Origin of the sequence: Acinetobacter sp. A1, assembly GCF_012371315.1 — a bacterium.
GTDB lineage: Bacteria > Pseudomonadota > Gammaproteobacteria > Pseudomonadales > Moraxellaceae > Acinetobacter.
The window spans coordinates 1-21,645 of the sequence record NZ_JAAZQY010000038.1 but is presented as its reverse complement, the minus strand read 5'-3'; the positions used below and the strand labels follow the sequence as shown (position 1 = coordinate 21,645).

The following is a 21,645-nucleotide window of genomic DNA, read 5'->3' as shown; positions in this document are numbered from 1 at the left end:
TCCCCACTTGTTTTTAAGTGGGGACTAAATTAAGGCTTATAGGATGAATTCATAAGGTGTGTTCAGCGGACGCTTACGTAGAAATTAGCTGATTTTCTTGAAGATAAAGTCGTTAATTTTATGGCCCGCGTCAATTCCACGACGTTCAAATTTGGTTTGTGGACGCCATTCAGGGCGAGGGTAGCTATTGCCTTTACCTGCCAAGTTTTCTAAACGTGGGCGATTGTCCAATACATCTAGCATCCATTCAGCATATGGTTCCCAGTCAGTTGCTGCATGGAATGTACCGCCTAGCGCTAGTTTTTGTTCGACCAATTCCATACGTTCATGGGCAACAAAACGGCGTTTGAAGTGACGTTTTTTCTGCCATGGATCAGGGAAGTAGAGTTGAACAGTATCAATGCTGTTGTCTGGCATTTCACGAAGGACTTGAATGGCATCTGCATCTAAGACACGTAAGTTGCTTAAACCCGCTGTGCCTGCTTCATAAACGCACTGTGCAATCCCTGGAATATGGACTTCAATACCGACAAAGTTACGCTCAGGATTGGCTTGAGCCATCAGTACCAAAGAACGCCCCATACCAAAACCAATTTCTACTGTCAGTGGGCGTTCAGGGTGTTCAAAGTGCTGACGTAAATCGCCAACAGGGTATTCCAAAATTAAGTGACCGTATTGTTCCAAGGCACTACGCTGTGACGTATTCAATGGTGATGAACGGCGCATGAACGTTACAATTTCACGATGCTCGTTGAGGTTGTCCAGCTCGACAACGTGCTGGTCTAATTGATCGTTCGACATAATTCTGGCAAATCTAATAAATTCGAATGCGGTATTTTAAGTCCTGAGCCATTGAAGTCAAATTTTTTCGCTGATTTTCCGCAGTGAGCCTTATTTTGTAAATACATCGGATTTATCTTGCATACAAAAATGCTGAATCATCAAGATTCAGCATTAAATTAATTGGCATCCAAACTGTTAAGTAATTATGAATGAGCACTGTATTGATCAATTAAAGTATGACTGGCTTCATTCAAACCAATAATATGCACTTTAATCTGTTGATCTTTAAATTTTTTCACCACGGTATTGAGCATATTTACCGAAGTAATATCCCAAATATGGGCATGGGTTAAATCAATGGTGACATTGCTGATGTCTTCTGAAAAATCAAAAAACTGATAAAACTTTTCAGAACTGCTAAAGAAAATTTGCCCTGAAATAACATATTGGCGGGTATGTTCACCCAATAAAAATGAGCTGACTTTAACTTCGCTTTCCAGTTTATTGACCAAAAACAATGCCGAAAGCAACACGCCAATAAAAACACCTAAAGCAAGATTATGGGTGGCTAAGACTACAATCACCACGGCCAGCATAACAATATTGCTTTGTTTTGGATGTTTCTTAAAGTTGCGGATGGAATCCCAGTTAAAGGTGGTAAATGACACCATAATCATGATTGCAACCAAGGCTGCCATAGGAATATAAGCCAGCCAGTCTTTTAAAAACACCACTAAACATAGTAAAAATACACCAGCAGTCAGTGTGGAAAGGCGTGTACGTGCGCCAGAGCTGACGTTAATAATCGATTGTCCAATCATGGCACAGCCTGCCATTCCGCCCATAAAGCCACTTACTATATTGGCATAGCCTTGACCACGACATTCCTGATGTCGGTCACCTTCTGTGCCTGTGGCTTCATTTACAATGGTGGTGGTCATCATGGTTTCTAATAAACCCACCGTAGCTAAAGTAATGGCATAAGGAAAAATAATTGATAAAGTTTCAAAATTGAGAGGAATATCTGGTATTAAAAATATAGGTAAGGTATCTGGAAATTGTCCCAAATCATTTACGGTTCGCATATCTGTACCAAGCAATAATGCAACAACACTTAGCACAATAATGCAGACCAAAGGTGAGGGGATGCTTTTACCAATTTTAGGGATATACGGAAACAGATACACGACCGCTAAACCCAAACCTACAAATAAATAGCCTAAGCTATCCATTTGTGATAATTCAGGCAGTTGTGCCACAAAAATTAAAATTGCCAGCGCATTTACAAAGCCATATACCACCGACTGTGATACAAAACGCATGAGTTTAGCGACTTTGAAGTAACCTGCGATTACCTGAATAATGCCTGTGAGTACTGTCGCAGCCAGTAAATATTGCAGGCCGTGCTCTTTTACCAAGGTAATCATCAGCAATGCCATTGCCCCTGTTGCTGCAGAAATCATGGCAGTACGACCACCAAAGAAAGCAATCGTAACCGCAATACAAAATGAGGCATATAAACCGACTTGTGGGTCGACACCTGCAATTGCAGAAAAAGCAATTGATTCAGGAATCAGCGCCAAGCCAACCACTAATCCTGCCAATACATCGGTACGGATATTGGAAAACCATTCTTCTTTTTTCAGGCTAATCACAATCAAAATTTCATGAAACTTTAAAGGGCTGTATGTTAAAACATCTTTAGATAAAAAAGCAGGTTAAACAGACTTGAAAAAGCCTTTCGTTTGCAGGATAGTCAAAGCGTAAGAACTTTTAAAACATTTATGCTTTTTTGCAATTTATAGGTTCAATCACTTGCAAGTTGATGCCAAGCGATTTACAACAGAGATAGTTATATAACAAGGATCAAATATGAAGCTTTATTATTCACCTGGTGCAAGCTCTTTGGCAGCCCATATTATTTTAAATGAAGTCAATGTCGATTTTGATATAGAACGTGTGGATTTAAAAACCCATAAAACAGAAAAGGGTGTCGATTATTACGAAATTAATCCAAAGGGTTATGTGCCTGCTTTAGAAATTAACCCGGGTTTAATTTTGACTGAAAATGTTGCACTTTTACCATTTTTGGCGCAGCAAGACCCTAAGCAAGACTTAATTCCGCCATCAGGTTTGGGGCGTGCGAAAGTTTTAGAATGGTTAGGATATCTCAACTCAGAATTACATGATGCCTACGCAGTATTTTTTGGTGCGCCTTTAGATGCAGAAGCCAAAGAAAAAGCCTATGCAGAAATTGATCGTTTATTAACGTATATTGATCAAGCCATTGCGGCATCAGATCATGAGTATTTGGTAGATGATAACTTTGGCCCTGCCGATGCGTATTTATTTGTGATCACGAATTGGTCAAACTATATCGAGCATGATTTAACCCCATATAGCCATGTGGTAGAAATTCGCAATAAAGTGGCTGCACGTCAGTCTGTACAAATTGCGATGCGTGATGAAGGGTTAATTCCTTAATTGGTTTTTAAGCACCAAAATCACATAATAAAAAAGACGTTGGGTACTCACGCAACGTCTTTTTTGTTTGGCTTAAACAAACTATTTAAAGAAATAACCTGTTTCAGGTGAGCTGGCATTGGCCATACGTTTACGTGGCATACGGCCTGCTAAATAAGCTTCACGACCTGCTTCAACCGCTTTACGCATAGCAGAAGCCATCAATACAGGGTTTTGTGCAGCTGCAATTGCAGTATTCATGAGTACGCCATCACAGCCTAATTCCATGGCAATCGCCGCATCACTGGCTGTACCTACACCTGCATCCACCAATACTGGTACTTTGGCATTTTCTTTAATAATAGAAATGGTGTGCGGGTTTAAAATACCTAATCCAGAACCGATCAGGCTACCCAATGGCATAATGGCCACACAACCCATACTTTCCAGTTCTTGTGCCACAATCGGGTCGTCTGATGTGTAGACCATGATCTCAAAACCATCGTCAATCAGCGTACGTGCAGCTTTTAATGTTTCGGTGATATTTGGATAGAGGGTTTTTTCATCGCCCAATACTTCCAGTTTTACCAAGTTGTGACCATCGAGCAATTCACGCGCTAGCATACAAGTACGCACGGCACTGTTGGCATCGAAACAGCCTGCGGTGTTGGGCAAAATAGTGTATTTTTCAGGTGGAATCACTGAAAGTAAGTTGGGTTGATCAGGATGTTGCCCAATGTTTACACGACGAATGGCAACCGTGACAATTTCTGCGCCACTGGCTTGAATCGCCAAATCAGTTTCGGTTAAATCTTTATATTTTCCCGTACCCACCAACAAACGTGAATTAAAGGTACGTGAACCGATTTTAAATGTATCTTGCATGGGTGCTCCAGATTAGCCGCCACCAACGGCATGAATAATTTCAATGCGGTCTTCATCGCAAATAGGGGTTTCGGCAAGTTTGCTTTTGGCAATAATTTTCTCATTTTGCTCGACTGCAAAGCGTTTGCCTTCTAGGTCTAATGCTTGAATGAGTTGCAGCAGCGTTGTATGAGTGGTTTGTTGTGCTTCGCCATTCAGATAAATTTGCATGACAGAGAATCCATTTTAAAATTGCTAAAATACATACACTTTATTTGGCATATTTCATGGCTTGCCACGCTAAGCTTAGCCAGCCTGCAATCATGAGTGCGCCACCAATTGGGGTAATCATGCCCAAGCCACGGGCTAAATCCAATGCCATGATATACAGTGAACCGCAGAAAAATAAAATGCCGAGCTGAATGAGAATAAAACTGGCTTTAATAGGAAGTTGTGGAATCACTTTGGTCAATATGCCCAATGCTAAAAGTCCAAGGGCATGATAGAAAAAATAATCTGTTGCAGTTTGCCACCAAAGCAGTTGCGCTTCAGTTGCGCGGGCCTTTAAGCCATGTGCACCAAATGCACCGAGCATGACTGCTATAGCTAAATTCAGGGCAGAAATTGCAATCCACATACGCAAATTGACCTATTTAATTTTGCGCTTAACCTTAGCACATTTTTAGGGGCGGGAAAATCTGAGATTTGCCTGCCTGTATGTAGCTGTACCAATTAAAGACAATAAAAAAGGGCAGACTGCCCAATTTTATTTGATGCTTATTTTTCGCCTATAGCTCAAGCCATTTATGAAATGTAAAAAGACTTTAATCAGTTAGATGACATTGCCACTTTAATTTTTTCCATAGCATTTTTTTCAAGCTGACGAATTCGCTCTGCAGAAACATTATATTCTGCCGCCAATTCATGTAAGGTAGATTTATCATCATCCAACCAGCGACGTTGTAAAATATTACGTGAACGATCATCCAACTGTTCCATAGCTTCATGCAGAGCAGAGGTGCTTTGTTCTTCGTAATCTTCGTTTTCAACCAAACGTGCAGGGTCGTAACGGTTATCTTCTAAATACAGCGCAGGTGCAACATAGGTTGAACCTTCATCGTCATCATCACCTTGTGCTTCAAATGCAGCATCATAAGCGGTTAAACGACCTTCCATTTCCAAAACTTGTTCAGCGGTCACATTTAAATCATTGGCAATAGATTGCGCTTCTTCTAGCGTCAATTTTTTGCTGGATTTTTTGAGGCTACGCAAATTAAAGAATAATTTACGTTGCGCCTTGGTCGTGGCAATTTTGACAATACGCCAGTTACGAATTACATATTCGTGAATTTCAGCTTTAATCCAGTGCACGGCAAAGGACACTAAGCGTACACCCATATTAGGGTCAAAGCGTTTTACCGCTTTCATTAAGCCTAAGTTGCCTTCTTGAATTAAATCACCCTGTGGTAAACCATAACCCGCATAACTACGTGCAATATGCACAACAAAACGTAAATGTGACATGACCAACATTTTGGCTGCGTCTAAATCTTGATCGTAATAATAACGTTCGGCTAACTCTTTTTCTTGTTCAGCCGTTAAAATTGGAATTTGGTTAACAGTACTAATATAAGCCCCGAGATTTACACCTGGTGCAGATAATGACAGGGGCATCAACTGATTGCTGCTGTCACTCATGAGATCTCCTTATAGGATTGGGTGGGTAAAATAACCGATGTCTTTATCTTAATGCCAATATTCTACTTAAATAAGGAAAATTGGTGTAGATATGTAAATCTTTATACGATAAAGGGCTAGGTATAATGGTGTTAAAATGGATGCACAATCAATAAGATTGACTAATCACGTAGCATTTGGCTTGGCAACATGAATCACATAATGAAACTCGTTTGCCGAAATTTGACTGGCTGTACACTGGTATTGATGCAACTGACAATAACGTGTGACATCCTGCTGGCTATGTGGGTCAGAAGACTTAAGTAAAAATAGAACAGCATCTGAATTTTTAAGTGCACGTTTCAACATCAGTAAGGGCATTGGACAGGGTTGTCCCATAGCATCAATTACAGTGGTGGGGGGTACAGAATCACACAGCATTGCGGTATAAATTCGCCTTAAAAAACAGAACGATCATACTAGCAAACTTGGCAGGAAATCCCAAATAAATTTCATCTGAAATAGAATGTTAGTCAATGTTTGGAGTGTAAATAAAATAAGGAGATTTTAGTGCATTATTTTATGCAACATTTTTGACATATTTGACCGATCAAAATAGTGCTAAGTCACTTATCAGAAATAAAATTTTCCCAACTGTTCAAATCATTTCAATCTGAACAAGATAAATCAAAAAAAATCTATTAATTGTCATAAACCCGTGTTAAGCTCGATGCGTATTTAGGATTTTAGATAGACAATTGTTGTTTGTCGCCCTATTACAAATGGATGTAACCGGGATTTTGTTAATAGTTATACAGAATGATTACAAGCTTAGAAATAAAAATATTTTTAAACTTTGTTTGCTCTGCTGTTTGCAACACCGGGTGGTCCTTCTTTTTAATCAATGAGGATTAACTTATGACAGCTCGTGAACAAGGCGTAGTTAAATGGTTCAACGACACTAAAGGTTTTGGCTTTATTCAACGCAATGGCGGTGACGACGTATTCGTTCACTTCCGTGCGATTCAAGGTGAAGGCCACCGTTCACTTCGTGACGGTCAACGTGTTGAATTCAGCGTAGTTAAAGGCCAAAAAGGCTTCCAAGCTGAAGAAGTACAGCCACTAGACTAATCACTCGATTATTCTAAAAAAGACGCTCCAATACTGATTGGGGCGTTTTTTGTTTGTATTTCTGTTTATAATAGGTCAGTTTTTTGTCAGAAAAAGTTCGAGCGCATATTTATGTCATCTGGTTTTGAAACCTTAAATTTACATCCGCAATTGAAACAGGCTATTGATGCTTTAGGTTTCAAGGAAATGACGCCTATTCAACAAAAGGTTTTAAAATTTACTTTGGCTGGACATGATGCCATTGGTCGCGCGCAAACAGGTACAGGAAAAACAGCTGCCTTTTTAATTAGCGTCATTAACGATTTATTAAATAACCCAATTCAGACTCAGCGCTACCGTGGTGAGCCTAGAGCTTTAATTTTAGCCCCTACGCGCGAATTGGCTTTGCAAATTGAAAGTGATGCAAAAGAATTAACAAAATTTACCAATTTAAATGTGGTGACTTTGTTGGGCGGTGTGGATTTTGATAAGCAAAAAGCACAGCTCGATAAAAACTTTGTTGACATTATTGTGGCAACACCAGGACGTTTGATTGATTTTGTAGAACAAAAAGAAGTCTGGCTAGATCAGATTGAGTTTTTAGTGATTGATGAAGCTGACCGTTTGTTAGACATGGGCTTTATTCCATCAGTTAAGCGGATTGTGCGTTATTCACCACGTAAGGAACAGCGTCAGACTTTAATGTTCTCTGCGACCTTTAGCTATGACGTGTTGAACTTGGCTCAACAGTGGTTATTTGAACCTGTTACAGTCGAAATTGAGCCTGAAAAGAAAACCAATGCCGATGTAGAGCAACGTGTTTATATGGTCGCAAAAACCGATAAATACAAATTGCTCGAAGATATTTTGCGTGACGAGCCAATTGAAAAAGTTATGATATTTGCCAACCGTCGTGATCAGGTGCGTAAGTTATATGACCATTTAAAACGAGATGGTTATAAAGTGGTGATGTTGTCGGGTGAAATTGCCCAAGACAAACGCCTAAAAATGCTGGATCAGTTTAAAAATGGTAAACATAACATCATGATTGCAACAGACGTTGCAGGGCGTGGTATTCATGTCGATGGTGTATCGCATGTGGTGAATTTTACTTTACCCGAACAGTCAGATGATTACGTACACCGTATTGGTCGTACAGGGCGTGCAGGTACACGTGGTGTCAGTATTAGCTTCTTATCGGAAGATGATGCGTTTTACTTGCCTGAAATTGAAAAAGCCATTGGGCAAAAATTACCGCTTACACGTCTAGATGGGTATTGCTAATCTGCACTTTGCTAGTCAGAACAATTGTTTGATCTGGCCAAAGTCCAAAAATATAAAAAAAGTCGCTCTACAATTGAGCGACTTTTTTCTTTATAGATAAATTTTTTAGTTGATCATCAAATTGATTGATGTTGATACAACTTATTTTGCCTGACATCTAAATGTCAGAACAGTTTGGTAGTCATCATCACGGGCAATATCGGTATTACGACCTGCAATAGTGCCAAGCACAGTGGCTGCAGCCTGAATCATCTGTCCAGTTTGTTCATCGACCACACCTTTGAGCGCACCGTTGTAGTTGGTCTTTTCATCTACCAACACAGGGGTAGCACGACTACCACAGGTTTTATTGGCAGCACTAATGGCATTATTCTTGGCAATAATATTGGACTTACCTAAGCCTGTAACTTCATATAAGTTGTTTTCTTTTTGAATGGCAAGTGAATTGTTGGGTGTGGTGGCACAGGCAGTGAGGAAAGCGAATCCTATAAGGCTAGAGAGGACTAGTGTTTTTTTCATATCAACCTCGAAATTAAAAACGTATGCATACGGAGACTTTTAAATATCTTTCATTTAATTTTCTGGTTAGCCTTTATGCAGGCATGAATTAGAATGAAAAATAAGGCTTTGATCTAGTTGAGCATATTCTGTAGTGCTTTGAATGAAGACTTTGTATAAAAAATGCAGTTGTCTGTATGGATTACATTGAGATTGTCTTGACCCAAGAGATTGCAAATTACACGTACGAAATAGCGCAAAATTTTGAGTTTATGCTAATCTTAACTGAGCTTTTTGAAATAGTTATATAAGTCAATGACGGATACAGTGGCAGAAATCGTTCATCAACACATTCATCAACGCCAATCAATCGGGCAGTTGGTTGAGCCAGCACCGAATGCTGCTCAGCTTGAAATGGCATTTCAGGCGGCTTTAACCGCACCCGATCATCATCGTCTAAAACCTACACGTTTTGTGGTGATTGCTGCTGAACAGCGTGTAGCTTTTGGTGAGCTACTTTCTCAAGCTTTGGCAGATATGGGCGAAACAGATGCGATTCAATTGGAGCGGGTTAAACAGCACCCGTTTCGTGCACCCATGTTGGTGCTGGCTTTAACACAGTTTCAAAACCATGCAAAAGTGCCGCATTTTGAGCAGACTTTAAGTACAGGGGCTGCTGTGCAGAATTTTTTACTGTCTTTACAGGCACAGGGCTTTGCCAGCATGTGGCGCAGCGGGGCAGTTGTAGAATCAAATTTACTCAAGCAAGCGCTTAACTTAAATCCAGATGACTTAATTTCGGGCATTATTTATGTGGGAACTGCAGCCAAAGCCATTCCTGCGCGTGCTGAATTAGATACACAAGCTTACGTGAGCTATTGGAACGCATAAGTTTTATTTTTAGGATATAACAATAATGTCAGAATTAAATTTTGCCGATTTGGTCGAACCTGTTGTGGTAGATCGTAAAACTGCACTGCGCATTACAGTTTTGGGTGGTGGTAGTTTTGGTACAGCTATGGCCAACACCGCTGTGCGTAACGGTTGCGATACCATGATCTGGATTCGTGATGAGGCGACTGCCAAAGAAATAAATGAAACGCATATTAACCGACGTTATTTACCTGACTTTAATTTAGAACAGGGTTTAAGAGCTGTTTCGGATTTGGAAACAGCAGTACGTGACCGTGATATTATTTTAGTGGCAATTCCGAGCCACTCATTCCGTGATGTGCTGCGTCAAATTAAACCTTTCATTAGTGCGCAGGCCGTGGTGTCTTTAACCAAAGGGATTGAAGCCAAAACTTTTAGTTTTATGAGCGATATTATTCGTGAAGAACTGCCTGAAGTGCCTTATGGTGTGCTGTCTGGACCAAACCTAGCCAAAGAAATTGTGGCAGGACAGCCAGCAGGAACGGTTATTGCCAGTCATTCTGAACTGGTGCGTTATGCAGTGCAGCAAGCTTTACACAGTGCTTTATTCCGTGTTTTTGCCAGTGATGATGTCAACGGGGTAGAACTCGGTGGTGCACTTAAAAATATTTATGCAGTCGCAATGGGGATGGCTGCAGCTTATAACGTGGGTGAAAATACCAAGAGTATGATTTTAACTCGTGCATTGGCAGAAATGAGCCGTTTTGCGGTGAAACTTGGTGCAAACCCGTTGACCTTCCTAGGCTTGTCGGGTGTTGGGGATTTATTTGCGACTTGTAGTAGCCCGCTGAGTCGTAACTATCAGGTCGGTTATGCTTTGGGTAAAGGTAAAACTTTAGAGCAAGCTACCGAAGAATTGGGACAAACTGCCGAAGGGATTAACACCATTGTTCAGGTACGGGCACGCTCGAATGAGTTGGATGTATATATGCCGATTACTTGTGCGCTTTATGAAGTGATTTTTGAGGGCGCACCACCAATGACGATAGCTTTGTCTTTAATGAAAAATGGGCATCGTAGTGATGTTGAATTTGTCTTGCCACATCATCAAGTCTAGTTTTGATTTAATGCCATAAAGCGCTATGACTTGCAAAAACTTGTATGGAATATGACAGTTTGGTGAACTGAATTGTCATATTCTCAGGTTATACTGTACGTTATATACAATCAGATAAACCTAAAATTTGCGTCATCCAATAAGGAAATAATATGCAACTGACACTTGTTCGCCACGGTGAAGCCGCTCCTGCGGTTATGGGCAATGATCATCAACGTCCATTGACTGAGCGTGGTCATATTCAAGCACAAGAAACAGCAGATTATTTAAAAAATATCATTCAACCTGATGTATTTGTAGTGAGTCCATTGGTGCGTGCACAGGAAACCTTGGCGCATTTACAGCAGTATTTTAAAGATGTACCTGTGGTGGTGTGTAATGCCATTAAACCTGAAGATGATGCGAAAGTGGCAGTAGAATGGTTGTCGCAATTGCCGTATGAGTCGATTGCGGTGGTGTGCCACATGAATGTGGTGGCTTATATGGCCGAGATTTTAACTTCAGAATCGTTTAATCCATATCAATTGGCAGAAGCACGTATTTATGAACAGGCTGTGATTGCTGCGGGACTTTCAACGCAAATCAAAAGTTTTATTCCTAACGCATAAAATAAATGTATAAAATCAAACAAAACTAATGGTAGAACGATAATAATGCTGTATTTATGGATGCCTGAAGCCAATGGGGTTTGGCAATGGTCAACAGGGGAACATTGGACACAGGCCGATCATCTTGAGGCTTTGATTCAGGCATTACAGCCTTTTCAAGGGCAAGAGGCGGTGGTGTTTTTTCCAAGCCGTGATGTACAGATCATGCAGCAAACATTGCCTAAAGCGCAATATAAACAGCTTGGTGCAGATGGGGTAAAGTATCTTTTAGAAGAATATACGGTATTGCCTATAGATGCGATGAAAGTCTTGCATCATTTTCAGCAGCCTGAACAGATCACAGTACTTGGCATGGCAAATAGTACACTGGAAACCTATTTGCATGTGCTGAATTTGCTTCCTGTTAAAATCAGTGCATTGTTGCCTGATTTTTTAATCTTGCCGCAGCCTGAAATAGGGCAAACCGTCATTGGTCTCATTTGTGGGCGTTTGCTGGTACGTGAAACTGAGTTTTTAGGTTATTCAATTGACGATTTGGCATTGTACTTAGATTATCAAAGCGCTGAACGAAACTATAAAATTAGTAATTTTAGTGCTGAGCAAATGCAAAGTATTGAAGCTTTTGCGACTCAAGCACAATTGGAAAGTTTTCATTACACTGTGCCTGTACTAAAAAAAGCCAAGCAGCATCCATTTAATATGTTGCCTAAAGCCAAGCAAGACACGGGGCTTTCGGGCTACTCGAAAGCCTGTGCAGCAGTGCTATTGGGTATTTTTATTGTACAATTTAGCTACGATGCTTTGCGTTGGAGCAAACTTAAAAAAGTAGCTGATCAAACTGCAATTCAGGCCATAGACCAATATAAATATTGGTTTGGTGAGAATAGTCGTGTGACTGAGCAAAATATTCAAAGTCAGTTTGAAAGTCATTTACGCCTGAATCAAAGTGCCGATACGCAAGCCTTACAATTGTTAAGTCGAGTTGGGCCTGTGCTAATGCAAAATCAGATTGTGGCCAATCGGGTCAGTTTTGATGCCAATAGTTTGAATATGGAACTGAATGCGAGTTCGGCAGCATCTTTGCAGGCCTTAACGCAGCAATTGAATCAGCAGGGCTTTAAAGTGGAATTGGGGAATATTCAGCCGAGCAGTACAGGTGCAGTAGGATTGGTGAAAATACAATAATGAAAGCCATGGAAAAAATATCAAGTGTGCTGGATCAGCGTGTTGAACAGATTCAGGATTATTTAGACCGTTTAAGTACGCGAGAGCGGATTTTGGTAATTTTTACCACAATCTTTGTTTTGGTCGCAGCGGTGGGTTCTGCCTTGTGGTACATGCATGCTGCTGCTGAAAAACAGCAAAAACGGGTGAATGATTTAAAAGACCTGATTGTGATGATGCAAAGCAATGTAGTTACCATGAAGCCTACCAATGACTCACAGTTAAGTGCTGCCGAAAAAATTCAGCGAGTGGCACAACAGCAGGGGCTATCGGTCGCATCACAGCAAAGTGGTGAGCAAATGCAGTTGGTGGCTAGTCATGAAAACTATGCTGTGTTAGCAAATTTCCTAACTCAATTGGCACAAATGGGTTTAAGTATTCAAAAAATGGAATTAATTTCTGAAGCAGGGCAGATTAAATTAACAGCGACAGTGCAGTAATTGCCCAAAATAAAGTTTGAAAGGCGGAAAATAAAGCCGTGTCAAGCATAGCGTTTTGACTGGGCAAAGCCTATAATATGGCGACTTAGAAAGCAGTAGACTTTTGCAGATATGTTGTATTCTCTAGCCCGCCCGTTGTTATTTTCTTTAGCACCTGAGCGTGCGCATGAGCTGACACTATCACTATTGAAATCAAGCCATAAAATGGGCTTGATGCGTCAAAAGACTGTTGCAAAACCCGTGACATGTATGGGAATTGAATTTCCAAATCCAGTGGGTTTAGCTGCAGGCTTAGACAAAAATGGTGCGTATATTGATGCCTTGGCTGGTTTAGGCTTTGGCTTCATCGAAATTGGCACCATTACGCCACGTCCTCAAGCGGGGAATCCACATCCGCGCTTATTCCGTATTCCGCAGGCCAAAGCCATTATTAATCGTATGGGGTTCAATAATGATGGGGTCGATCAGCTAATTGAGAATGTCAAAGCGGCAAAATTCAAAGGAATTTTAGGGATTAATATTGGTAAAAATGCCGATACTCCTGTAGAAAATGCAGCAGATGATTATCTGATTTGTTTGGAAAAAGTCTATAACTATGCGTCTTATGTTACGGTAAATATCTCATCACCGAACACTAAAAACTTGCGTAGTTTACAAAGTGGTGATGCACTGACTGAGTTATTGCAAACGTTAAAACAACGTCAGTTGGAGTTGGCTGAAGAGCATCAGCACTATGTGCCGCTAGTGTTAAAAGTTGCCCCAGATTTAGATGCAGAAGATATTCAATTCATTGCCAAACAATTGTTGCAATTCAAAATTGATGGTCTGATTGTGACCAATACAACTTTGTCTCGTGAAGGTGTAGAAAACTTACCACATGGTGATGAAGCAGGTGGTTTGTCTGGCGCACCTGTGTTTGAAAAAAGCACCGCATGTTTGGCGGCTTTTTCAGAAGCACTCAAAGGTGAAATTCCTTTAATTGGCGTAGGTGGTATTCTTTCAGGCGAACAGGCGCTTGCTAAAAAAAATGCAGGTGCATCTTTGGTTCAGGTGTATAGTGGCTTGATCTATGCAGGTCCTGAACTGGTTCAAGATTGTGTGAACGCATTCTAAGCTCATGAACGCCATTGATATCGTTATTCTGATTCTCTTGCTCATTGGAGGGCTGAACGGTTTGCGTCAAGGATTTATTAAAGCCTTTGCGAACTTGGTCGGGTGGATTTTTGCCCTGATTGTTGCGGCAAAATATGCCACAGTCCTCGCACCTTCAATGTCAGCGCTGAGTAGCGATCCAGTGGTGCAAAAAATTGCAGCCTTTGCCTTTATTGTTTTGGTGATTGTGGTACTCACTTGGATTGTGACCGCCATTTTAAACAGTGTATTAAAGAGTTTAAAACTGGGGCCATTAAACCGTTTGGCAGGTGGCGCATTTGGTACCTTGAAAGGTTTGCTTATTGTCCTTATAACTATTCAGGGGATTGGTCCTTGGGTAGAAAGTTCTCCTTATTGGAAACAATCTAAATTCGTACAAAGTTTATTGCCGTATGCACCGTGGGCAACTGAATTGTCTAAAGACGCTGCCAATGAGGCTTTACAGCACATCAAGTCGAAAGATGCAGCGCCATCTTCCGATGTAGCATCTGACGCAAAAGAGAATACATCTGGCGCAGATGGCTCAACGAATAATCCTTTTTATTAATCCTAGCTGGTCTGCGAGGTTGCTATGTGTGGAGTTGTTGGTATAGCTGGTAAATCACCTGTTAACCAAATGTTGTTTGATGCATTAACGATGTTACAACATCGTGGACAGGATGCAGCTGGGATCGTAACTTGCCACAATGGACGTTTGTTCTTGCGTAAAGATAACGGTATGGTACGTGATGTGTTCCATACACGCCACATGCGTGCGTTACAAGGGAACTATGGCATCGGTCATGTGCGTTACCCGACTGCAGGTTCTTCAAGCAGTGCCGAAGCGCAGCCATTTTATGTGAACTCACCGTACGGGATTACTTTGGCTCACAATGGTAACCTGACCAATGCTGAAGAAATTCATGAAGATCTGTTTAAAACAGATTTGCGTCACATGAACACAGACTCTGATTCAGAAGTGTTATTAAATGTATTTGCCCATGAGTTACAACATCGTGGCAAATTAAGCCCAACACCTGAAGATATTTTTCATGTGGTTAGCCGTGTGCATGAGCGTTGTAAAGGTGCTTATGGCGTAGTGGCAATGATCACTGGTCAAGGTTTGGTTGGCTTCCGTGATCCAAATGGTATTCGTCCACTTATTTATGGTTCGCGTGAAACAGAACAGGGTATGGAATATATCATCGCTTCAGAATCTGTTGCGATTACTGCGCTAGGCTTTAAAGTAGAACGTGATATTGCGCCTGGTGAAGCTATTTTTATTAATGATGCAGGTGAATTATTTAGCCAGCAATGTGCAGCCAATCCAGAATATCGTCCATGTATTTTTGAATATGTGTACTTTGCACGTCCAGATGCAACCATTGATGGTATTTCAGTGTATAAAGCCCGCCTTAAAATGGGTGAAAAATTGGCACATAAAATTACCCGTGAATGGGGCGAACAGCACGACATTGACGTAGTTATTCCAATTCCAGATACATCGCGTACTTCTGCTTTGGAACTGGCAAATACCTTAGGTATTAAATTCCGTGAAGGTTTTATGAAAAACCGTTATATCGGACGTACCTTTATTATGCCGGGTCAGCAATTGCGTAAAAAATCTGTCCGTCAAAAACTTAACCCTGTAGAGCTTGAGTTTAAAGGCAAAAATGTCCTATTGGTGGATGACTCGATTGTACGCGGCACGACCTGTAACGAAATCATTCAAATGGCACGTGATGCAGGTGCAAAAAAAGTGTTCTTTGCTTCTGCAGCACCTATGGTGAAATATCCAAACGTGTACGGTATCGATATGCCAGCTAAAGACGAGTTGATTGCTTCAAATCGTGATGTTGAGCAAATTCGTGAAATTATTGGCGCAGACCGATTAATCTTCCAAGATTTGGATGATTTAAAACAAGCGGTGCGTACGCACAAAGTCCCAAATTTAACTGAGTTTGATTGCTCGGTATTTGATGGTGTTTATGTGGCTGGTGGGATTGATGAGGCGTATTTAAACGATCTTGAACAAAAGCGTAACGACTTAGCCAAAAAAGGCAAAGATGGCTACATTGATGTCAATATTGATGCTGCATCAGTTGACCTCACAGGTGTAAAAGAGAGCTAATCATTTTTCTTATTACCTCACAGAGAAAAGCGGGAAATTCCCGCTTTTTTCATTTATGATGGGTGGGTCAAATACAATGTAATTCAGGATGTTTACATTGAAGGCTGTGAGTAGTTACTTGATTAAAAATAAAAATATGATTTGGTCTGCAATCTTGTGTCTGGTTGCAGTGGCTTTGACGTTGTTTATCTTAAATACCGTATTAGGGCTTTTGGTCTATTATGTGGACTCTACACAATCCATCTATTGGCACAGTCTGAGTCCGTATTGGATTACGTTACTGCTATTAATTATGGCGCTTTCCATTATTTTGGAATTTTATGTCTTTCGCTCAGGCGGACATTCGCTTGCAAAACAACTTGGCGCACGTCGTTTAACACAATTTGAAAGTACACCTGAAGAAAGCGCAGCATTAAAAATTACTGAACAACTGGCAGATACTTTTCAGATTCAAATTCCAACAGTTTATGTTTTGCCAGATGAGATTGGCGTAAATGCTTTAACCGCAGGCTTTAGTGATAAAGATATTGTAATTATTTTGACTTGGGGCGCATTACAAAATTTAGATGAGCAGGAGCTTTATGGCTTATTGAGTCATGAGTTTAACCATATTTTAAGTGGTGAAACTATTGATAATACCAAGCTGAAAATTCTTTACAGCAGTTTAACAACGTTCAGTAAATGGGGCAGTAGTATTGCCAAACTGGGTTTTGGTCAGCACCGTGACGCACCGCCGCATAAACTCGCCACATTTTTTGTGGCCGTAGGTGGCGGTATTTGGCTAATTGGCAGTTTAGGTGTACTTATTTCTCGTCTAATCAAATACATTAGTTTGAGTGGGCGTACTTTTAAAAATGATTTAAAAACCAAACGCCTGATTCAAAACAATGCCAATATTCAAACCTTGTTGCGCATTTATGTACACCATGCGGGTTCGCAAATTCACAGTAAATATTCTGAATCAATTTCTCACATGTGTTTTGCCAACTCATTGAGTCCGCAAAGTTGGATGAATATTCACCCAAGTATTGAGGCGCGTATTTTTGAGTTAGATCCAACTTTGGTGCAAGACTTACAGTTGGAAAATCTGAAACGCTTGCGCAATCAGCCTTTATTTAGTTTGTTTCGTTCGCTTGAAGAAATGAACGCAGAATATTATGCACCTTGGAGTTCCCCACAACCTTTGCCATTGCTGCGTTTATCACCCATTAGTTTTGCAATTAATGACGCAATTAAGCCGCTAAAACCTGAGATTCGCAACAATATGCCACGTCCTGAACTGATTCAACGTGCTTTGCAAACAGCGACGGGTTCACGAGAAGTGATTGTGGCTATTTTAATGATTCGTCAGTACCGTGAATTTATTCCTGCAGAGGCAGAGGTCAGCCGTGCCATCGTCGATGCTTTACTAAATTTGGATGGACGAGTACACATCTCAATTTTTCACGAAGCTTGTCGAAATATTGGTGGCATGCCTGTGAGTATCGCACGGCGGTTCCTGACTAAATTAGCGCGTATTATTCAGGAAGACGGCGAAATTGGTCTGTTGGATGCATTGCTGTTGGAACGGGTGAAGTTTGAGTTGCATTTATTACCTTTACATACACCTACCGCTTTGCATGAAGTTAAACCGCAAATTGTACGTTTGATTGATGCTTTATTGCATGTGCAACAAATTAACAGTGTGAATCAGTTAGATGTGCGTGAACGCATTTTGGAGCGTGTTTTAACTGCAGAAGAACTTATTGCCTATGAAGAAATTTCTGATGAACCCATCGATTTATCTGAAATTTTAAATGACATGGCAGGTTTGTTATTACGTGATCGCTTGATTGTCTTAGGTATTGCAGAGATTTGTTTGTGGAGTGATCGTATTATTACTCAAGATGAGTTGGACGTTTTGGAATTGTTATATTGGCGACTTGGGTTTAAAACAGAAGCAATTGTTGAGCAAATGCAGAAACAAAATAGCCTAATTATTGTGTAATAACGGCTTAAACATGCGCAGATGTTAAGTCACAATATTATTGCTACTGTTAGAGAATTGCTTTGAGTAAGGTGGTGGGTTAAAGAAAGCACAGCATTGCTTGGGCTTTCTGGTTAGAATAGCAACTGAGTCAAGCACATCAAAATTATAGGTGATGATAAAACATGATTGGGCATCAACGTGACATTTTAGCCAGTCTAGGAATCGATATTTGGGTTTCTAGAACAGCTGTGTCGCAATATTTGCCACAATCATCTGTATGGCGTGATCAAGCTGTACCTGAGTTGCAGAGTGAAATCATTGTCCCGACTGTAACAGTTGTATCAGAACCAGATATCAAACCGATACCTTCGGAACCGCGAGACGTATCCGCAAAAAAAGCAACAGTCACTCTAGAAGTCGATGCGACTAAACAGCTTGAAGCCGAGCCTGTGGTTGAAGTGCGTAGCATGCTGCACATTGAAGCTTTTAGTATTGAGGCTTTACAGTTAGCAGATTGCCTGATTCTATGCGACAGTACTGCTTTGGGCGCGGAACAGCAACAATTATGGCGTAATATTCAATTTGCGATGCAGGCGAAATATCATGCTTTACAATGGCCTTTCGCTTTGGAAATATTACAAGATGGCATTGGCGTAGAAAACTATGTACAAGGTTTTGTCGATGCATTATGCGCAGATAAACACGTCATTAGCTTAGGTAAAATACCGCATTTTAACTCTGCACAATGCCAAACGTTAGCAGGCTTACAAGAGATGTTAGATCAGCCACTGTTGAAAAAACAGTTGTGGAATGCCATACAAGCCAAATCTATGCAAAATCAAGCTTAAGCCAATTTTTATACTCAAAACTTATATTGACGTCATTACAGCGATAAAACAGGGATAATCATGCGTAAAAAAGTGGTGGTATTTAGTCAGATTGATGCAGAAATTTTAACTCAGCTTGAGCAAGATTATCAGGTGGTGCAGGTGAGTCCTAAATGGGGCGATGTGAACCAGCAACTGCTTGAACATGTACAAGATGCAGATGGCATGATTGGCGCAGGACGTTTGCTGAATCAGCAAAATTTACATACTGCAACTAAACTCAAAGTCATTTCTAGCGTGAGTGTCGGTTATGACAATTACGACGTCGATTATTTAACCCAACAAGAAATTTGCCTATGTCATACTCCGCATGTGTTAACAGAAACGACTGCTGATTTAGCCTTTACTTTGTTGATGAGCGCTGCCAGACAAGTACCGCATTTAGATCAGTGGACCAAGCAGGGTTATTGGAAACGCACAGTTGGTACAGCACAGTTTGGGCAAGATATTTATGCCAAAACCATCGGTATTATTGGTTTAGGGCATATTGGTGCCGCTATTGCACGACGTGCTTTTCATGGTTTTAATATGAAAGTGGTGTACCACAATCGTCGTGAAAAAATGGAAGTGGCACAGGCGTTCAATGCAGACTATTTAAGCCTAGATGAGTTGTTGCAACAGTCAGATTTTGTAGTTTTAGCGGTCGATTTAAACACAGACTCTAAAGCACTCATTGGTCAGCGTGAACTGGATTTAATGCAGCCACATGCGGTATTGGTTAATATCTCCCGTGGTTCAGTAATTGATGAGCAGGCTTTAATTCAGACTTTGCAAGCAGGTAAAATTTTTGCGGCAGGTTTAGATGTCTATGATAAAGAACCACTGCAACAATCACCATTATTTGAGTTGGATAATGTGGTGACCTTACCGCATATTGGTTCTGCAACAGCGGCAACCCGTCAAAAAATGGCTGATTTAGCTTATAAAAACTTGGTGGATGCACTAGAAGGACGTCGTCCACAATATGTAGTCAATCCTGCTTGCTATACGCTTTAAAGCCAAGAAGTGTATTAAAAATTGATAACACATCATTGCAAATAGGTTCATTTTTCAATGTTATAGTAAATTACTATGCAAAATATGTATTTGAGATGAACCCTTGAAACGCCTATTACTCGTTTGCGGTCTAAGTTTAACCAGTCTCACGACTGCACAAAGTGCCAGTTTGAGTGCCACACCACAATTTAATGTGCCAGAAATAGGCAGTGGTGTGGGACTGATTGATCAGCAAAAAGAGCGCAGCATTGGTGAAAAAGTCTATCGGGAAGTACAGCGTAAAATGCCTGTAGCGCAAAACCCATGGCTTGAAGATCAATTGTTCAATACATTCTCACATTTACTTAGTCAAACTCAACTAGGGCAGCCAATAGGCTTGCTTATCATTAATGATCCGCAAATTAACGCTTTTGCTGTTCCTGGTGGATTATTTGCCCTAAATACAGGCTTGATTAATTCTGCACGGAAGATGGATGAAGTCGCAGGGGTGATGGCTCATGAAATTGCGCACGTATCTCAGCGACATTATAGCCGTTCACAGGAAGCATTTAAGGGGCAGGGTTTGTTGGCATTGGCAGGTGTTGTGGTTGGTGCTTTAGTTGCCTCGCAGGCGGATGGTGATGCAGGTGCAGCAGTGATGATGGGTTCTCAAGCGGCATTGATGGATCAACAACTGACTTATAGCCGTAATCAAGAGCGTGAAGCAGACCGTATTGGTATGCAATATATGTATAGTGCGGGTTATAACCCACAAAGCATGGCAGACTTTTTTGAAGTGATGCACCGTACTACCAGTCGTGTGAGTTTTTTACCTGATTTTTGGTTTACCCATCCCTTAACGACAGAACGTATGAGCGAAGCACGTTTGCGTGCTAATCAGTTGCCTGCAGTGCAGACATCATTACGAGATGAAGATTTTGAAATTTTAAAACTCTACAGTTTAGTGCTTTCGCAACAAGCGACAGAACAACAGTTGAAGGCTTTTACGACTCGGAATAATTTTGCTGCACATTTGGCTTTGGCGTATTTTTATAGTCAACAGGGCGATTTTGTTCTGGCACAGCAGAGTATTGATCAGGCTAAAAGTCATAATCGTTTACATAATTTATTGACACTTATTCAAACTGACATTTATTTAGGGCAAAATAAAATTGATTTAGCGCATAAGACCATTAGTTCACCTGCGCGCATTATGCCAGAAAATCGTGCCCTAAATTTTAAGTGGGCTGAAGTGTTGATTCGTCAGAATCAGTCAGCACAGGCGCAAACGATTCTGCAAGGTTTTTTAAAGAAAAATCCACGTGATTTATCGGTATGGAATTTAATGCAGCAAGCGGCAAATGTAGATCGGGCATCACCACTACGCACGGTAAATGTGCTACGGTATCGCGCAGAGGTGCAATATTGGTCGGGCTGGGAAGAAGAGGCGATTAAGTCGTTATTACATGCACAGCGCTTAGCTAAAGATAATCAAGCTATGTCGGCAAATATAAAAAACCGCGTGACCGAAATGCAAAGAGTAATTAACTATAACTAAAAATATAGACAAATATTTGCATAAGTGCTCATTTTGTCTATGTCGATTCAGTA

At 40.7% G+C, this 21,645-nt stretch carries 23 protein-coding genes; 15 read left to right on the top strand and 8 right to left on the bottom strand.

Annotated features, from left to right (window positions below; all coding sequences use genetic code 11):
• Positions 1 to 84: 84 nt before the first annotated feature.
• Positions 85 to 801 carry a tRNA (guanosine(46)-N7)-methyltransferase TrmB gene (gene trmB / locus HHA41_RS11330; protein WP_168461788.1) on the bottom strand — a complete coding sequence of 239 codons (717 nt, stop codon included), beginning with the start codon at positions 799 to 801 and terminating at the stop codon, positions 85 to 87.
• A 185-nt stretch (positions 802 to 986) separates the two neighbouring features.
• On the bottom strand, positions 987 to 2,438 hold the full coding sequence (locus HHA41_RS11325; RefSeq protein ID WP_168461787.1) for a SulP family inorganic anion transporter: 1,452 nt from the start codon (positions 2,436 to 2,438) through the stop codon (positions 987 to 989).
• Between the two features lie 217 nt (positions 2,439 to 2,655).
• Here HHA41_RS11325 and HHA41_RS11320 point away from each other — a divergent pair, with 217 nt between their 5' ends.
• Positions 2,656 to 3,267 (top strand): glutathione binding-like protein, encoded by a 612-nt coding sequence (locus tag HHA41_RS11320; protein WP_168419162.1) that lies wholly within the window; start codon positions 2,656 to 2,658, stop codon positions 3,265 to 3,267.
• Positions 3,268 to 3,348: 81 nt separating this feature from the next.
• Here HHA41_RS11320 and HHA41_RS11315 read toward each other — a convergent pair whose 3' ends face one another.
• The 5 genes from HHA41_RS11315 to HHA41_RS11295 all read right to left on the bottom strand — a co-directional run bounded on the left by HHA41_RS11315 (position 3,349) and on the right by HHA41_RS11295 (position 6,228).
• Positions 3,349 to 4,131, bottom strand: coding sequence for a thiazole synthase (locus HHA41_RS11315; protein ID WP_004971502.1), 783 nt, complete (start codon positions 4,129 to 4,131; stop codon positions 3,349 to 3,351).
• Between the two features lie 12 nt (positions 4,132 to 4,143).
• Positions 4,144 to 4,341, bottom strand: a complete 198-nt coding sequence (thiS, locus tag HHA41_RS11310; RefSeq protein ID WP_168419164.1) for a sulfur carrier protein ThiS — start codon at positions 4,339 to 4,341, stop codon at positions 4,144 to 4,146.
• A gap of 40 nt (positions 4,342 to 4,381) precedes the next feature.
• Positions 4,382 to 4,747, bottom strand: a complete 366-nt coding sequence (locus HHA41_RS11305; protein WP_168461786.1) for a DUF423 domain-containing protein — start codon at positions 4,745 to 4,747, stop codon at positions 4,382 to 4,384.
• A 191-nt stretch (positions 4,748 to 4,938) separates the two neighbouring features.
• Entirely contained in the window at positions 4,939 to 5,808 is an 870-nt protein-coding gene (gene rpoH, locus HHA41_RS11300; protein WP_004971496.1) for an RNA polymerase sigma factor RpoH, read from the bottom strand.
• Positions 5,809 to 5,973: 165 nt separating this feature from the next.
• A complete protein-coding gene (locus tag HHA41_RS11295; protein WP_168419167.1) occupies positions 5,974 to 6,228 on the bottom strand; it encodes a sulfurtransferase TusA family protein in 255 nt (84 codons plus the stop codon).
• 477 nt (positions 6,229 to 6,705) lie between these two features.
• Between HHA41_RS11295 and HHA41_RS11290 the strand changes: the two genes are divergently transcribed.
• On the top strand, positions 6,706 to 6,918 hold the full coding sequence (locus HHA41_RS11290) for a cold-shock protein (RefSeq protein ID WP_005177104.1): 213 nt from the start codon (positions 6,706 to 6,708) through the stop codon (positions 6,916 to 6,918).
• A 111-nt stretch (positions 6,919 to 7,029) separates the two neighbouring features.
• Positions 7,030 to 8,181 carry an ATP-dependent RNA helicase RhlB gene (gene rhlB, locus HHA41_RS11285; RefSeq protein ID WP_168461784.1) on the top strand — a complete coding sequence of 384 codons (1,152 nt, stop codon included), beginning with the start codon at positions 7,030 to 7,032 and terminating at the stop codon, positions 8,179 to 8,181.
• Between the two features lie 141 nt (positions 8,182 to 8,322).
• Here rhlB and HHA41_RS11280 read toward each other — a convergent pair whose 3' ends face one another.
• Positions 8,323 to 8,700 (bottom strand): hypothetical protein, encoded by a 378-nt coding sequence (locus HHA41_RS11280; protein ID WP_168419169.1) that lies wholly within the window; start codon positions 8,698 to 8,700, stop codon positions 8,323 to 8,325.
• Positions 8,701 to 8,994: 294 nt separating this feature from the next.
• Between HHA41_RS11280 and HHA41_RS11275 the strand changes: the two genes are divergently transcribed.
• The 12 genes from HHA41_RS11275 (at position 8,995) to HHA41_RS11220 (ending at position 21,592) form a co-directional block, all read left to right on the top strand.
• Entirely contained in the window at positions 8,995 to 9,570 is a 576-nt protein-coding gene (locus tag HHA41_RS11275; protein ID WP_168461782.1) for a nitroreductase, read from the top strand.
• 25 nt (positions 9,571 to 9,595) lie between these two features.
• Positions 9,596 to 10,669 (top strand): NAD(P)H-dependent glycerol-3-phosphate dehydrogenase, encoded by a 1,074-nt coding sequence (locus HHA41_RS11270; RefSeq protein WP_168419171.1) that lies wholly within the window; start codon positions 9,596 to 9,598, stop codon positions 10,667 to 10,669.
• A gap of 152 nt (positions 10,670 to 10,821) precedes the next feature.
• Positions 10,822 to 11,277, top strand: coding sequence for a phosphohistidine phosphatase SixA (gene sixA, locus HHA41_RS11265; RefSeq protein WP_168419172.1), 456 nt, complete (start codon positions 10,822 to 10,824; stop codon positions 11,275 to 11,277).
• A 45-nt stretch (positions 11,278 to 11,322) separates the two neighbouring features.
• Positions 11,323 to 12,462, top strand: a complete 1,140-nt coding sequence (gene gspL, locus HHA41_RS11260) for a type II secretion system protein GspL (RefSeq protein ID WP_168419173.1) — start codon at positions 11,323 to 11,325, stop codon at positions 12,460 to 12,462.
• The gene (gspM, locus tag HHA41_RS11255) at positions 12,462 to 12,941 is read left to right on the top strand and encodes a type II secretion system protein GspM (RefSeq protein WP_168419174.1); all 480 of its coding nucleotides are present in this window, start codon (positions 12,462 to 12,464) and stop codon (positions 12,939 to 12,941) included. The genes gspL and gspM overlap by 1 nt, the downstream gene beginning before the upstream one ends.
• A 111-nt stretch (positions 12,942 to 13,052) precedes the next feature.
• Entirely contained in the window at positions 13,053 to 14,054 is a 1,002-nt protein-coding gene (locus tag HHA41_RS11250) for a quinone-dependent dihydroorotate dehydrogenase (RefSeq protein ID WP_168419175.1), read from the top strand.
• A 4-nt stretch (positions 14,055 to 14,058) separates the two neighbouring features.
• Positions 14,059 to 14,640 carry a CvpA family protein gene (locus HHA41_RS11245; protein ID WP_070156001.1) on the top strand — a complete coding sequence of 194 codons (582 nt, stop codon included), beginning with the start codon at positions 14,059 to 14,061 and terminating at the stop codon, positions 14,638 to 14,640.
• 24 nt (positions 14,641 to 14,664) lie between these two features.
• Positions 14,665 to 16,203: an amidophosphoribosyltransferase gene (purF, locus tag HHA41_RS11240; RefSeq protein ID WP_168419176.1), complete on the top strand. Its 1,539-nt coding sequence runs from the start codon at positions 14,665 to 14,667 to the stop codon at positions 16,201 to 16,203.
• Between the two features lie 97 nt (positions 16,204 to 16,300).
• On the top strand, positions 16,301 to 18,190 hold the full coding sequence (locus HHA41_RS11235; RefSeq protein ID WP_168461789.1) for a M48 family metalloprotease: 1,890 nt from the start codon (positions 16,301 to 16,303) through the stop codon (positions 18,188 to 18,190).
• Positions 18,191 to 18,354: 164 nt separating this feature from the next.
• Positions 18,355 to 19,020 carry a hypothetical protein gene (locus tag HHA41_RS11230; protein WP_168461780.1) on the top strand — a complete coding sequence of 222 codons (666 nt, stop codon included), beginning with the start codon at positions 18,355 to 18,357 and terminating at the stop codon, positions 19,018 to 19,020.
• A 60-nt stretch (positions 19,021 to 19,080) separates the two neighbouring features.
• On the top strand, positions 19,081 to 20,055 hold the full coding sequence (locus HHA41_RS11225) for a D-glycerate dehydrogenase (protein WP_168461778.1): 975 nt from the start codon (positions 19,081 to 19,083) through the stop codon (positions 20,053 to 20,055).
• 103 nt (positions 20,056 to 20,158) lie between these two features.
• On the top strand, positions 20,159 to 21,592 hold the full coding sequence (locus HHA41_RS11220) for a M48 family metalloprotease (RefSeq protein ID WP_168461777.1): 1,434 nt from the start codon (positions 20,159 to 20,161) through the stop codon (positions 21,590 to 21,592).
• Positions 21,593 to 21,645: the final 53 nt, after the last annotated feature.

Bases quoted from the DNA above. Each gene is read 5' to 3' on its own strand.
- gspM (WP_168419174.1), top strand. From the start codon at position 12,462: ATGAAAGCCATGGAAAAAATATCAAGTGTGCTGGATCAGCGTGTTGAA.
- thiS (WP_168419164.1), bottom strand. From the start codon at position 4,341: ATGCAAATTTATCTGAATGGCGAAGCACAACAAACCACTCATACAACG.
- gspL (WP_168419173.1), top strand. From the start codon at position 11,323: ATGCTGTATTTATGGATGCCTGAAGCCAATGGGGTTTGGCAATGGTCA.
- HHA41_RS11295 (WP_168419167.1), bottom strand. From the start codon at position 6,228: ATGCTGTGTGATTCTGTACCCCCCACCACTGTAATTGATGCTATGGGA.
- HHA41_RS11275 (WP_168461782.1), top strand. From the start codon at position 8,995: ATGACGGATACAGTGGCAGAAATCGTTCATCAACACATTCATCAACGC.
- HHA41_RS11230 (WP_168461780.1), top strand. From the start codon at position 18,355: ATGATTGGGCATCAACGTGACATTTTAGCCAGTCTAGGAATCGATATT.
- rpoH (WP_004971496.1), bottom strand. From the start codon at position 5,808: ATGAGTGACAGCAGCAATCAGTTGATGCCCCTGTCATTATCTGCACCA.
- HHA41_RS11250 (WP_168419175.1), top strand. From the start codon at position 13,053: ATGTTGTATTCTCTAGCCCGCCCGTTGTTATTTTCTTTAGCACCTGAG.
- HHA41_RS11280 (WP_168419169.1), bottom strand. From the start codon at position 8,700: ATGAAAAAAACACTAGTCCTCTCTAGCCTTATAGGATTCGCTTTCCTC.
- HHA41_RS11290 (WP_005177104.1), top strand. From the start codon at position 6,706: ATGACAGCTCGTGAACAAGGCGTAGTTAAATGGTTCAACGACACTAAA.
- HHA41_RS11305 (WP_168461786.1), bottom strand. From the start codon at position 4,747: ATGTGGATTGCAATTTCTGCCCTGAATTTAGCTATAGCAGTCATGCTC.
- HHA41_RS11315 (WP_004971502.1), bottom strand. From the start codon at position 4,131: ATGCAAGATACATTTAAAATCGGTTCACGTACCTTTAATTCACGTTTG.
- HHA41_RS11225 (WP_168461778.1), top strand. From the start codon at position 19,081: ATGCGTAAAAAAGTGGTGGTATTTAGTCAGATTGATGCAGAAATTTTA.
- HHA41_RS11245 (WP_070156001.1), top strand. From the start codon at position 14,059: ATGAACGCCATTGATATCGTTATTCTGATTCTCTTGCTCATTGGAGGG.
- HHA41_RS11320 (WP_168419162.1), top strand. From the start codon at position 2,656: ATGAAGCTTTATTATTCACCTGGTGCAAGCTCTTTGGCAGCCCATATT.
- purF (WP_168419176.1), top strand. From the start codon at position 14,665: ATGTGTGGAGTTGTTGGTATAGCTGGTAAATCACCTGTTAACCAAATG.
- trmB (WP_168461788.1), bottom strand. From the start codon at position 801: ATGTCGAACGATCAATTAGACCAGCACGTTGTCGAGCTGGACAACCTC.
- sixA (WP_168419172.1), top strand. From the start codon at position 10,822: ATGCAACTGACACTTGTTCGCCACGGTGAAGCCGCTCCTGCGGTTATG.
- rhlB (WP_168461784.1), top strand. From the start codon at position 7,030: ATGTCATCTGGTTTTGAAACCTTAAATTTACATCCGCAATTGAAACAG.
- HHA41_RS11270 (WP_168419171.1), top strand. From the start codon at position 9,596: ATGTCAGAATTAAATTTTGCCGATTTGGTCGAACCTGTTGTGGTAGAT.